This window comes from Mesorhizobium sp. CA7 (assembly GCF_020165015.1).
GTDB lineage: Bacteria > Pseudomonadota > Alphaproteobacteria > Rhizobiales > Rhizobiaceae > Mesorhizobium.
Map to the genome: position 1 here is coordinate 811,009 of NZ_JAIUHH010000001.1, position 12,223 is coordinate 823,231.

A 12,223-nucleotide genomic window follows, 5' to 3' on the forward strand; every position below is an offset into this window, starting at 1 on the left:
GGAAGCGCAGGAAGCCGCCATTTGCAGGCCGGCCTCACCTGAAATCCCAACAACTCTAGCGCACGACCGTCAGCCGCTCGGCGGCGCGGGTGATGGCGGTGTAGAGCCAGCGCTGCCTGGTCTCCTTGAACGCCCAGCTCTCGTCGAACAGCACCACGTCGTTCCACTGCGAGCCCTGCGCCTTGTGCACGGTCAGCGCATAGCCGTAATCGAAATCGTCGAAGCGCTTCTTCTGCTGCCAGGGGATTTCGGCATCCGGATCCTCGAATGCCGCCTTGAGCAGCTTGATCTTGGCGACGCCGCGGTCGGGGTCGTCCTCTTCCGGCGAGACCAAAAGGTTGATGCCGGGCTTCACCGTCTCGCGCGACGAGGTCATCACCTTCCACAGCGAACCGTTGAGCAGCCCCTTGGCCGGGTCGTTGCGCAGGCAGACCAGCTTGTCGCCGGCTTGCGGGAAGTCGGCGTTGAACCCCTTCAGCTCGCGCAGCCTTTGATTGTAGCGCCGGCGCGTGCGGTTGGTGCCGACCAGCACCTGATCGGCCTTGAGAACCAGCTCCTGGTTGACTGCTTCCCTGCCGATCACCTGCGCCGTGCCGTAGTCGCCATGCATGAATTCGCGGCCCTCGCGCACGTCGAGCGCCAGCCGGATGATCGGATTGTCGCGCGCCTGGCGATGGATCTCGGTCAACAGAACGTCCGGCTCATGCTCGGTGAAGAAGCCGCCGCCCGAGATCGGCGGCAGCTGCGCCGGGTCGCCGAGCACCAGGATCGGCGTGCCGAAACTCTGCAGGTCGCGACCGAGCTGCTCGTCGACCATCGAGCATTCGTCGATGACGACAAGCTTGGCGCGCGAAATCGGGCTTTGCCGGTTGAGCGAGAAGGTCGGCGACATCGAGGTCTTGCCGGTCACCTCGTCCTCAACCGATTCCTCGCCCTTCGGCCTATAGATCAGCGAATGGATGGTGCGGGCGTTGGTCGCCCCCTTCGAGCGCAGCACCTGCGCCGCCTTGCCGGTGAAGGCGGCGTACTGCACCTGGCCGTCGACATGCTCGGCGAAATAGCGCGCCAGCGTCGTCTTGCCGGTGCCGGCATAGCCGAACAGCCGAAAGACCTGCGGCCGGCCCTCCTTGAGCCAGCGCCCGACCGCTTTCAAAGCCTCATCCTGCTGGGGAGAAAATTCCATCAGTGCGACAGACCGGATTCGCAGGCGAAAGACAAGATTGGCCGCCATATCGACCGTTGTCGGCGACGTTCGTTACCGCCTCCAACAACTCAGGCTATCAGTCACGAACTGGAACGTAAAGAGAACAAAATCGCAGTACCTCGGTTGGCTCCGACGAAGAACAAGTCAGCCGTAGGCAGCCACTGCCGGCGGCGGCGGCGGGTCGCGGTCAGGTCTCGGAACGGGCGCGTAGTGGTCGAACTGCATCGTGTAGGCCGCGCGGTCCAGGCCCATCGAGCGGAGATTGTCGACGTACTTGAACATGTTGGCCAGCGGCACCATCGCGTTGACGACGATGGCCTCGCCGCGGCTTATCCGACTCTTGACCAGACCGCGGCGGCCGTGCAGGTCGCCGATAATGCTGACGACATAGATTTCCGGCGTCACCACCTCGACCTTCATGATCGGTTCGAGCAATTGTACGCCAAGCTTGGGTGCGGCTTCACGGAAACAGGCGCGGCCGGCGATCTCGAATGCGAGCGCCGAAGAGTCGGTATGATGATAGGCGCCGTCCATCAGTGTCGCCTTTACGCCGATCATCGGGAAGCCCGCAAAGGGGCCGGACGTCATGACGCTGCCGATGCCCTTCTCGACACCCGGGATGTATTCCTTCGGAACCGCGCCACCGACGATCTTCGATTCGAACTCGAACTCAATGCCTTCCGGGCTCGGTTCGAACAATATCTTGACGCGAGCAAACTGACCCGTACCGCCAGTCTGCTTCTTGTGCGTGTAGTCCTGCTCCTGCTTGCGGGTGATCGCCTCGCGATAAGCCACCTGCGGCGCGCCGACATTGACCTCGACCTTGAAACTCGCGGCGGATGCGGTCGACGATGATGTCGAGGTGAAGCTCGCCTGTGCCGAAAATGATGCTCTGGCCACTTTCCGCGTCGGTCTTGACGCGGAAGGACGGATCCTCCTCGGCCAGCGTCGACAGGGCGACACGTAACTTCTCCTCATCGGCTCTCAACTTCGCCTCGATCGCGATTTGCAGCAAAGGCCATGGCGCGCCGGATATTTTCATCATGATTGCATGGTCGCAGGCAGCTTTAATATTTGCAACCGAGTGCGCATACGGAACCCGAACTGGGATAACGGAAATATAAACTGACCTTTTAGTCCGGCAGCACATAGTCCGCCGTCAGGGGCCCGGATCGTTCTCCAGCAGGATCGGCTTGCCGTGCGGCGTCGCATGCGCGGCGCGTTCCCAGGCGGCAGCGAGTTCATCAACCTCGCTCTTGCGGGCGACACCCTTCCTGGACAAAAGCTTCTCCAGCGCCGTCAGCCAGTGCTCGTAGTAATCGTGCCCGTCGCTCGCCGCGGCAGGCTGTTTCACCGCGGCGGATAAGGCCTCCGCCCATTCGCTCCACGAGAACAGGCCATTGCCGTGCAGCGCAATGGTCAGTGCGAAGGCTTCGGCCTGCCACGGCTCGGCAAAGACCGGCTCGTCGAAACCGGCCGGCAACGCACCTTCATGCCGGTTCAAGATAGCTCTCCCAGGCGTCGATCGAGACGCTGAGCGTCGGATCGGCGCCCTCGCCCCAGATCTCGGCCCCGTCGAACACCACGGTGTAGACCCATTGCGGGTTCTCGCCCTTGCAGTGCGCATTGCTGTCGGGGAAGACGAAGCCGTCGCGCACCGCCTCGATCCTGCCGTTCTTGCCGCGCGCATAACGCGGCAGGCGCGTATGGCCGGTCGGGTTGAAATTCTTCGTCCGCACGCGATCGCCCGCGCGGAAACGCGCCGGCGCGGCGACCGGCCGGCTGCACGGCCCGCCCTTGGCGAGCACTGCGGGTACATCCGCCGCCTTCAGCACTCTTTTCGGCACCGTGGCCGCATCCACGGCCTTGCCGGCGGCAAGGTCGCGCTCGGTGATGAACCCGTGGCGTTTCAGGAGCGTTTCCAGCGCCTTGATCCAGATCTGGTAGTAGCTCGATGAGTAATAGTCGGCGGGATGCAGCGATTCCCGCGCATGCCGGCTCTCGTCGATATTCCAGGCCCCCATGCCGCCGGCGGTGAGCGTCACGCCCAGCGCCCGCCGCTCCCACACCGCGTGGAAATAGGGCTCGTCCTTCTCGGGCGCGACCGGCCCGAAACCCATTTGACCGCCGAGATCCTGCGGCCCGTTCATGCCGGTTCCCCTTCCGGCTCTTTGGCAAGCGCGGTGCCGATCATCGCATCGCGGCTGACCAGTCCGGCGAGCTGCTCTTCGCTCCAGCCCTCGGTCCCCTTGGGACGCATCGGCACCACCAGGTAGCGAAGCTCTGCCGTCGAATCCCAGACGCGGATTTTCTTCTCCGCCGGCAGTATCAATCCGAACTCCTCCAGCACGCCTCGCGGATCGATGACCGCCCGAGAGCGGTAAGGCGGCGCCTTGTACCAGACCGGCGGCAGGCCGAGCACCGACCACGGATAGCAGGAGCAGAGCGTGCAAACGACGAGGTTGTGCGTCTCCTCGGTGTTGAACACGGCCTGCATGTGCTCGCCCTGCCGGCCGGTGTAGCCCAGCGACGCGATTGCCGCGGTCGCGTCGCGCTTGAGCCATTCGGCATAGGCTGGATCGTTCCAGGCCTTCGCCACCACCCGCGCGCCGTTGCGCGGGCCGATCTTCGTCTCATAGGTGTCGACGATGACGTCGATGGCCGCAGGGTCGATCAGGCCCTTTTGGGTCAGGATCGTCTCCAGCGCGCGCACGCGCGCCGCGAACGGATCGAGCTCGTTGTCGTGGTCATGATCATGGGACATGGTCACAGACTAGGATCGGCTGCGGCTGGCCGCAAGCGCCACGGCTTGGGCCAGTCGGAGCGATCTACTCGGCTGCCGTCTTCTGCGGCTCGGGTTCGCCGTCGAACAGCGAGGCTTGCTCGCCGCTTTCCACCACATGCAGCGCCGGCCGGCTCTTCTTCGACGAGAAGCTGAGCAGCCAGCCCGAGAAATTCTCGAAATAGACGTAGATCACCGGCGTGACGAACAGCGTCAGCGCCTGCGAGGCGAGCAGGCCGCCGACCACGGCAACGCCGAGCGGCTGGCGCAATTCGGCGCTGGCGCCGGTGCCGAGCGCGATCGGGAACGTGCCCATCAACGCCGCAAGCGTCGTCATCATGATCGGCCGGAAGCGCATCAGGCAGGCTTTGTGGATGGAGTCCCTCGCCGACATGCCCTGCCGCCTGAGCTCCAGCGCGACGTCGACCATCATGATGCCGTTCTTCTTGACGATGCCGATCAGCATCAGGATGCCGATCACCGCGATCACCGACAGATCCATGCCGGCGACGCGCAGCGCCACCACGGCGCCCAGCACCGCCGACGGCAGGCCGGTGAGGATGGTGAGCGGGTGGATGAAGCTCTCATAGAGCATGCCAAGCACGATATAGATCGTCAGGATCGCGCCGCCGATCAGCAGCCCCTGATTGGCAAGCGAATCCTGGAAGGTCTTGGCCGTGCCGGCAAAGCTCGTCGAGATCTCCTTCGGCATGCCGATCTGGTCTTTGAGCTGGTCGATGCGGGTCACCGTGTCGCCGAGCGATACGCCTTGCGGCAGGTTGTAGGAGATCGTCACCGCCGGAAGCTGACCGAGCTGATTGATCGTCAGCGCGCCGGCCGTGCGGTCGACATGGGCGAAGGCGCCGAGAGGCACCAGGCTGCCGCTCGCCGTCCGCATCTGGATGGCGAGCATCCGCTCGGGCGACCATTCGATCTTGGGATCAAGCTCGGTGATGACCTCATAGCTGTCGGCCGAACCGAAGATCGTCGAAACCTGGTCGGTGCCGAAGCCGCCATAGAGGGCGGAACGCAGCGTGTCGGTGTCGATGCCGAGTTGGGCGGCCTTGTCGCGGTCGATTACCAGCGAGGCCTGCAATGCGTTGTTTTGCAGATCGCTGGTGACGTCGGTGAATTTCGTATGGTCCGCGGCCATCGCGTCGTTCAGCTTCTGCGCCCAGATGTCGGTCTGGCCGGTGTCGAGCCCCTGCACCACGAGCTGATAGGCGCTGGCCGACGACCGCGAGCCGAGCCGCAGGTTCTGCACGGGCTGCATATAGGTCTCGATGCCCGCCACGCCGGCCAACTGGCGTCTGAGATCCGAAAGTACCTTCTCGATGTTGGGCCGCTGATCCTTGCCCTTGAGCTGGACGAAGAGCTGGCCCTGGTTGAGCGCGTTGTTGCCGCTGCCCGCCGACCAGGCCACATGGTCGACATAGGGGGACTTCGAAAACACGCTGGCCACCTGCCCTTGCAGCTTCGCCATGGCGTCGAACGAGATGTCCTGGCGCGCGATCGTGGTCACCGATATCTGGCCGATATCCTCCTGCGGAAAGAAGCCCTTCGGGGAGACCTGGATCACCCACACCGACGCCGCGGCGGTCGCGATGAAGACGAGGAACACCAGGAAAGTGTTTCGCAGGCAGAAGCCCAGGATCCGGTCGTAGCCGCGCGTGATGAGGTCCGGCTTATGACCGGGGGCGTGCTTTTCGCGATCGGCCTTGGTCACCGACAACAGACGCGAGCAGAGCATCGGCGTCAGCGTTAGCGACACGAACATCGAGGCCAGGATGGCGACGGTCACCACGACGGCGAATTCGTTGAAGATGCGGCCGATGACGCCGCCCATCAGAAGCACCGGAATGAACACCGCCACCAGCGAGATCGAGATCGAGATGATGGTGAAGCCGATTTCGCGCGCTCCCTTCAAAGAAGCGTCGAAGGCGGACAGCCCGTCCTCTTCCATATGGCGGAAGATGTTTTCCAACATGACGATGGCGTCGTCGACGACAAGGCCGACGGCCAAAGTCAGTCCCATCAGCGAGATATTGTCGATCGAGAAGCCGAACAGGAACATCGCGCCAAGCGTGGCGATCAGCGAGATCGGCACCGCCACCGCCGGGATGATCGTCGCCGTCACCCGGCGCAGGAATACGAAGATCACCAGCACCACAAGCGCAATGGTCAAGAGCAGCGTGAACTGGACGTCGTCGACGGCCTGGCGGATCGATGTCGAGCGGTCATTGAGCAGCTTGATCTGGGCGGCGCCCGGCATCTGGTCCTGGAAGGACGGCAGCATCGCCTTGACCTTGTCGACGACGTCGACGGTGTTGGCGTCGGGCTGGCGCTGCACGGCCATGATGATCGCGCGCGTGCCGTCATACCAGCTCGCCGTCGTCGTGGTCTGCACGGAATCGACGACGCGCGTCACGTCGCCCAGCCGCACCGGACGGCCGTTCTTGGTTGCGATGATGAGGTTGGAGAAGCCTGCGGCGTCGGTAAGCTGCGTGTTGGCGGTAATCGTCAGCTGCTGCTTGTTGTTCTGCAGCACGCCGAGCGGAGTGTTGCTGTTGGCCGAGGTGATTGCGGCCTGCAGCTGATCGATCGAGATGCCGCGCGCGGCCAGCGCGGTCGGATCGATCTGGATGCGCACGGCGTATTTCTGCTGGCCGAAGATCGAGACCTGGGCCACGCCGTCGATGGTCGACAGCGACGGTGACATGACGTTTTCCGCGAAGGCGTCGAGGTCGGTCAGCGGGACCGTGTCGCTGACCAGCGACATCAGAAGGATCGGCGCGTCGGCCGGATTGACCTTGCGATAGCTTGGCGGCGAGGTCATTTCCGGCGGCAGCGATCTTTGCGTGCGCGCGATCGCCGCCTGGACGTCCGCCGCCGCGGCATCGATGTCGCGGTTGAGCACGAACTGGATGGCGATCGAGGTCTGGCCGAGCGAATTGGTGGTCGAGATCGAATCGATGCCGGCGATCGTCGCGAATTGCTTGATCAGCGGCGTCGCCACCGATGTCGCCATCGTCTCCGGCGAGGCGCCGGGCAGGCTGGCCGAAACGTTGACCACCGGAAATTCGGCGCTGGGCAGCGCCGCCACCGGCAGGAACTTGTAGGCAAAAATACCGCCCAGAATAAGGGCGAACGACATCAGAAGCGTAGCGACAGGCTTGCGGATGCAGAATTCGAAGATCATTGGCTCGCCCCGCCGGCCTTGTCGGCTTCCGCGACCTTGGGCGATGCCTGATCCCCGGATCCGGCCGCCGCTTTGCCTTCATGCACCGCCGCGCCGTTTTTCAACCGTGTCTGGCCTTCGACGACGACCTTCTCGCCGCTCTTGAGCCCGTCGCTGATGGCGCTGTTTTGGCCTTCCGTCAGCGCCACCTGCACCGGCCGCATCTCGACGGTGTTGTCCGGCTTGACGACATAGACGAACGGCCCCTTCTGGCTCGGCTGCACCGCGACCGTCGGAACGGAGGTCATCTGCGGCATCATGCCGGCGTCGAGCACCACGTTCACATACTGCCCAGGCCACAGCGAAAGATCCGGATTCGGTATGCTTGCCCGCGTGGCGATGGTGCCGGAGGCCGTGTCGACGCTGGAATCGACGAAATCGAGCGTGCCCTTGCCGATCGGCGTGGGATCGCCGTTTTTGGTCAGCGTCACGTCGCCTTGCTGCGGGTCGGCGAGCGCCTTGTGCAACAGGGCAAGGTTGCTCTCGGGCAGCGTGAAGTTCACCTGCAGCGGATCCATCTGCGTGATGGTGACCAGCGGCGTCGAGCTGCTCGAGTTGCCGTTGCTGGTAGTGACGAGATCGCCGACCGAGACGTTGACAGCGCCGAGCCGGCCCGAGATCGGCGCCGTAATCGTTGCATAGCTCAATTGCACGGTGTCGGCATCAATGGTCGCCTTGTCGGCGTCGATGGTGGCGGCCGCGGCCTTCTGCGCCGCCAGCGCCTGATCGTAGGTCTGCTGCGTGCCGGCCTGCTTGGCGACGAGGTCCTTCGCGCGCTGCAGATCGGCCTGGGCGCTTACCAGCATCGCCTGGTCCTTGGCGAGCTGCGCCTGGTCCTTGGCGAGCTGCGCCTTCAGCGCGCGATCATCAAGCGAAATAAGCAGATCGCCGGCCTTGACCATCTGCCCGTCCTTGACCGCGATGGAGACGATCTGGCTGGAGACACGGGCATTGATATTGACCACCTCCGGTGACGAGACGAAGCCGATGGCATAGCGGCGGATCGGAAAATCGGCTGTCGTCGCGGTGGCGGAGACGATCGAGGCTGAACGCGGACCGCCGCCTTTCGCATTGTCGCCTTTCGCATTGTCCGGGGCACCGGCCGCTTTATCGCCGCTCGATGCCTTGTCCGTGGCGGCCGCGCTTTCCTGCTTGCCCGAAATCAGCTGCTGGACCTTGGCCGACGTCGTGGGCGAAAGATAGAGCCCGGCGCCGGCCACGCAGGCGGCCGCGACAACTGCAAAGGCGATTTTTCCGCGCATCGACAAATAAGCCTTCTACCCGACACGCCGATCCCGGTGGTCCATTGTAGCTCGCTTCACGACCTCGTGCCGCGATTTTCGTGGAGTAGATAGGACATGGCTTTGGCGGAAAAGGGCCAAAACGGGGCATTACGAAGATTTAATGTGCACTGCACAATAGCTAAGCAGCCGGCAAACGAACCCAACGAACGCCTCTGCGACCAGTCCGAAAACTGTCAGATGTGTTGAGATTCAGGTCAGGCCGAATCGAAAACGATGGTTTTCGAGAACCGGAGCGGAGCGTACTTTTCGTACGTGAGCATCGGAAGCGCAGAAAGCCAGCGTTTGCAGGCCGGCCTCACCTGAATATCGGCACATCTAACGGAGCATCGGCCACAGCGTCGCCGCCAAGAGCACGCCCATGGCGATGTTGAACCATTTCAGCCGCACCGGATCCGACAGGAAGCCGCGCAGCGCCGTGCCGAAGCCGGCCCATACCGAAACGCTGGGCAGGTTGACGATGGTGAAGGCGATCGAGATGAGCGCCACCGAGACGAACGGGTGATCGGCATTGGTGTAGACGGCCATCGCGGTGATCGCCATCACCCATGCCTTGGGATTGACCCACTGGAATGCGGCGGCGTCGATGAAGCGCATCGGCCGCCCCTGCGCCCCTTTTCCGTCGCTTATCGAGCGCGACATGGCGATCTTCCAGGCGAGGTAGAGCAGGTGGCGGCGCCGGCGATCTTCAGCGCCGTATGCAGCGCCGGCACCGCGGTCAACACCGCGCCGAGCCCGAAGCCGACGGCCAGCAGCAGGACCAGAAAGCCGATGCTGATGCCCAGCATATGCGGAACCGTCCTGGCGATGCCGAAATTGACGCCGGAAGCGAGCAGCATGAGGTTGTTCGGCCCCGGCGTGATCGAAGTCACGAAGGCATAGACCAACAGGGCAAGGAATGTGTCGAGCGACATGTTATCCTCCCAGATATGTCAGCCTTACTGTCCTTTTAGCAAATGCGCAAAAGCCAGAAGCGGGCAACCGCCGGGCCAAAGTTTTGAAACAGGACGGTACGGTCGCCCTGTTCACATTCCCTGCGGGCCGCGGTTCATCGCGGCGACGCCGGTGCGGCAGATCTCGACCAGGCCGAGCGGCTTCATGATGGCGATGAACTGGTCGAGCTTGGACCCCTTGCCGGTGATCTCGAAGATGAAATGCTCGGTGTTGGCGTCGATGACCGAGGCGCGGAAAGCATCCGCGAGCCTCAGCGCCTCGACCCGGGCGTCGCCTGTGCCGGCGACCTTGACCAGCGCCAGCTCCCGCTCCAGCGGCCGCTCCTGCCCAAGCTCATGCGAGCGCACGGTCAGGTCAACCACCCGGTGCACCGGCACGATGCGCTCGAGCTGGTGCTTGATCTGCTCCATCACATGCGGCGTGCCGCGCGTCACGATGGTGATGCGCGACAGATGTTTCTCATGCTCGGTCTCGGAAACGGTAAGGCTTTCGATGTTGTAGCCACGGCCTGAGAACAGGCCGATGACGCGGGCAAGCACGCCCGGCTCGTTGTCGACCAGCACTGAAAGCGTGTGCGTTTCCGGCTTTTCGGTTTCCTTGGCGATAAAATAGGCGGAGCCGGTCGGTTGAAGGTGCTGTGCGTTCATGACGTGAATCTCGATTTCAAACTTTTGAGCTAATTCTCTGTTTGCGCACGGCTTTCTCGCGACAGCCCCGCCTTGATGGCTGCCTACACCAGTTCCCTGCCCTTGGCGTCGATGGCGTTGGCCACCGCCTCGTCGGTCGCTTCGTCGGGCAGAAGCATCTCGTTGTGCGCCTTGCCCGACGGGATCATCGGGAAGCAGTTGGCCAAGGTCGCCACGCGGCAGTCGAACAGCACCGGCTTCTTGACCGAGATCATCTCCTTGATCGCGTCGTCGAGCTCGTCCGGCTTGTCGCAGCGTATGCCGTGGCCGCCATAGGCTTCCGCCAGCTTGACGAAATCCGGCATCGCCTCGGTGTAGGAATGCGACAGCCGGTTGCCGTGCAGCAGCTGCTGCCATTGGCGCACCATGCCCATATACTGGTTGTTGAGGATGAAGATCTTGATCGGCGCTTCATACTGCACCGCCGAGCTCATCTCCTGCATGGTCATCTGCACCGAAGCGTCGCCGGCAATGTCGATGACCAGCGCGTCGGGATGCGCGATCTGCACGCCGAGCGCGGCCGGCAGGCCATAGCCCATCGTGCCGAGGCCGCCCGACGTCATCCAGCGGTTCGGCTTGTCGAAATGATAGTGCTGCGCCGCCCACATCTGGTGCTGGCCGACCTCGGTGGTGATGTAGGTGTCCTTATCCTTGGTCAGTTCGTAGAGCCGCTGGATCGCGTATTGCGGCATGATGACGTCGTTGTTCATCTTGTAGGCGAGCGAATCCCGCGCCCGCCATTTCGCGATCTGCTCCCACCACGGATAAAGCGCCTTCTTGTCGACCTTGGCGGTCGCCCGCCACAGCCGCACCATATCTTCGAGCACCCGGCCGACATCGCCGAGGATCCCGACATCGGCATGGACGTTCTTGTTGATCGAGGATGGATCGATGTCGATGTGGATCTTCTTCGAGTTCGGCGAGAACGCACTCAGCCGGCCGGTGATGCGGTCGTCGAAGCGCGCGCCGATGCAGACCATCACGTCGCAATCATGCATGGCCATATTGGCTTCGTAGGTGCCGTGCATGCCGAGCATGCCGACCCAGTTCTTGCCGGATGCCGGATAGGCGCCGAGGCCCATCAGCGTCGAGGTGATCGGAAAACCGGTGAGATCGACCAGCTCGCGCAGCAGATGGCTGGCTTCCGGACCGGAATTGATGACGCCGCCGCCCGAATAGATGATCGGCCTCTTCGCGCCGGCCATCAGCTCGACCGCGGCCTTCACCTTTTCCAGGTCACCCTGGACCTTCGGCTGGTAGCTGGTGCGCGGCGCCGTTTGCGGCGGCACGTAGGTGCCCTTGGCGAACTGCACGTCCTTCGGAATATCGACCACGACCGGGCCGGGTCGGCCGGTCGTCGCGACATGGAACGCCTCATGGATGGTGGCGGCGAGCTCGTTGACGTCCTTCACCAGCCAGTTGTGCTTGGTGCAGGGTCGCGTGATGCCAACCGTGTCGCATTCCTGGAAGGCGTCGGAGCCGATCAGCGAGGTCGGCACCTGGCCGGTGAGGCAGACCAGTGGGATCGAATCCATCAGCGCGTCCTGCAGCGGCGTCACCGCATTGGTGGCCCCGGGACCGGACGTCACCAAAAGCACGCCGGCCTTGCCGGTCGAGCGCGCATAGCCTTCGGCCGCGTGGCCGGCGCCCTGCTCGTGCCGCACCAGAATGTGCTCGACCTCGTCCTGCTGGAAAATCTCGTCGTAGATCGGAAGCACGGCGCCGCCCGGATAGCCGAACACATGCTTGACGCCGTTGTCCTTCAGCGCCTGCACCACCATTTCAGCGCCCGTCATTTCGCGCCGTTCGTTCTGTCCGTTGCTCATCGGTCTGGTCCCGTAATGTTCGCCGCCTGGCGATTTGCTGGTCGTTTAGTCGTGTTCAAGGCAATAAAAAAGGCCCCCGAGGGAGCCTGTGTGATGCGCATGGGAGGTTTTCGCCCGGCGGTTACACCGCCTTGCCCACGCGCCAGCCTACGAGAATGAGTGCCGTTTTCATGGGCGCGGACAATAAGGGCCAAAACGCGAGCTCGTCAATGGGGTCCAACGCGAATTCACT

The 12,223-nt window shown here is 63.3% G+C and carries 8 protein-coding genes and 2 pseudogenes; all 10 read right to left on the reverse strand.

All coding sequences use genetic code 11. The features are described from left to right. Window positions 1-55 precede the first annotated feature (55 nt). The 10 genes and pseudogenes from LB552_RS03915 to LB552_RS03960 all read right to left on the reverse strand — a co-directional run bounded on the left by LB552_RS03915 (window position 56) and on the right by LB552_RS03960 (window position 11,991). Window positions 56-1,183, reverse strand: a complete 1,128-nt coding sequence (locus LB552_RS03915) for an ATP-dependent RecD-like DNA helicase (RefSeq protein ID WP_224602005.1) — start codon at window positions 1,181-1,183, stop codon at window positions 56-58. A gap of 165 nt (window positions 1,184-1,348) precedes the next feature. Then, window positions 1,349-2,228: pseudogene (gene fusA, locus LB552_RS03920) on the reverse strand (elongation factor G); the annotation flags it as partial. A gap of 135 nt (window positions 2,229-2,363) precedes the next feature. After that, a complete protein-coding gene (locus LB552_RS03925; protein ID WP_224602007.1) occupies window positions 2,364-2,708 on the reverse strand; it encodes a nitrile hydratase accessory protein in 345 nt (114 codons plus the stop codon). After that, window positions 2,695-3,354 carry a nitrile hydratase subunit beta gene (gene nthB, locus LB552_RS03930; protein ID WP_224602009.1) on the reverse strand — a complete coding sequence of 220 codons (660 nt, stop codon included), beginning with the start codon at window positions 3,352-3,354 and terminating at the stop codon, window positions 2,695-2,697. The genes LB552_RS03925 and nthB overlap by 14 nt, the downstream gene beginning before the upstream one ends. Beyond that, window positions 3,351-3,968, reverse strand: a complete 618-nt coding sequence (nthA, locus tag LB552_RS03935) for a nitrile hydratase subunit alpha (RefSeq protein ID WP_224602010.1) — start codon at window positions 3,966-3,968, stop codon at window positions 3,351-3,353. Before nthA ends, nthB begins: the two co-directional genes overlap by 4 nt. Before the next feature lie 64 nt (window positions 3,969-4,032). After that, the gene (locus LB552_RS03940) at window positions 4,033-7,185 is read right to left on the reverse strand and encodes an efflux RND transporter permease subunit (protein WP_224602012.1); all 3,153 of its coding nucleotides are present in this window, start codon (window positions 7,183-7,185) and stop codon (window positions 4,033-4,035) included. Further along, a complete protein-coding gene (locus LB552_RS03945) occupies window positions 7,182-8,486 on the reverse strand; it encodes an efflux RND transporter periplasmic adaptor subunit (RefSeq protein WP_224602014.1) in 1,305 nt (434 codons plus the stop codon). Before LB552_RS03945 ends, LB552_RS03940 begins: the two co-directional genes overlap by 4 nt. A 357-nt stretch (window positions 8,487-8,843) precedes the next feature. After that, window positions 8,844-9,439: pseudogene (locus LB552_RS03950) on the reverse strand (LysE family translocator). Window positions 9,440-9,550: 111 nt separating this feature from the next. Next, window positions 9,551-10,126 carry an acetolactate synthase small subunit gene (gene ilvN, locus LB552_RS03955; RefSeq protein ID WP_027169049.1) on the reverse strand — a complete coding sequence of 192 codons (576 nt, stop codon included), beginning with the start codon at window positions 10,124-10,126 and terminating at the stop codon, window positions 9,551-9,553. A gap of 83 nt (window positions 10,127-10,209) precedes the next feature. Next, window positions 10,210-11,991: an acetolactate synthase 3 large subunit gene (locus tag LB552_RS03960; RefSeq protein WP_224602016.1), complete on the reverse strand. Its 1,782-nt coding sequence runs from the start codon at window positions 11,989-11,991 to the stop codon at window positions 10,210-10,212. Between the last annotated feature and the right edge of the window lie 232 nt (window positions 11,992-12,223).

Excerpts from the sequence above, each read along its gene's own strand:
- nthB (WP_224602009.1), bottom strand. The coding sequence starts at position 3,354 with ATGAACGGGCCGCAGGATCTCGGCGGTCAAATGGGTTTCGGGCCGGTC.
- LB552_RS03915 (WP_224602005.1), bottom strand. The coding sequence starts at position 1,183 with ATGGAATTTTCTCCCCAGCAGGATGAGGCTTTGAAAGCGGTCGGGCGC.
- nthA (WP_224602010.1), bottom strand. The coding sequence starts at position 3,968 with ATGTCCCATGATCATGACCACGACAACGAGCTCGATCCGTTCGCGGCG.
- LB552_RS03960 (WP_224602016.1), bottom strand. The coding sequence starts at position 11,991 with ATGAGCAACGGACAGAACGAACGGCGCGAAATGACGGGCGCTGAAATG.
- LB552_RS03945 (WP_224602014.1), bottom strand. The coding sequence starts at position 8,486 with ATGCGCGGAAAAATCGCCTTTGCAGTTGTCGCGGCCGCCTGCGTGGCC.
- ilvN (WP_027169049.1), bottom strand. The coding sequence starts at position 10,126 with ATGAACGCACAGCACCTTCAACCGACCGGCTCCGCCTATTTTATCGCC.
- LB552_RS03940 (WP_224602012.1), bottom strand. The coding sequence starts at position 7,185 with ATGATCTTCGAATTCTGCATCCGCAAGCCTGTCGCTACGCTTCTGATG.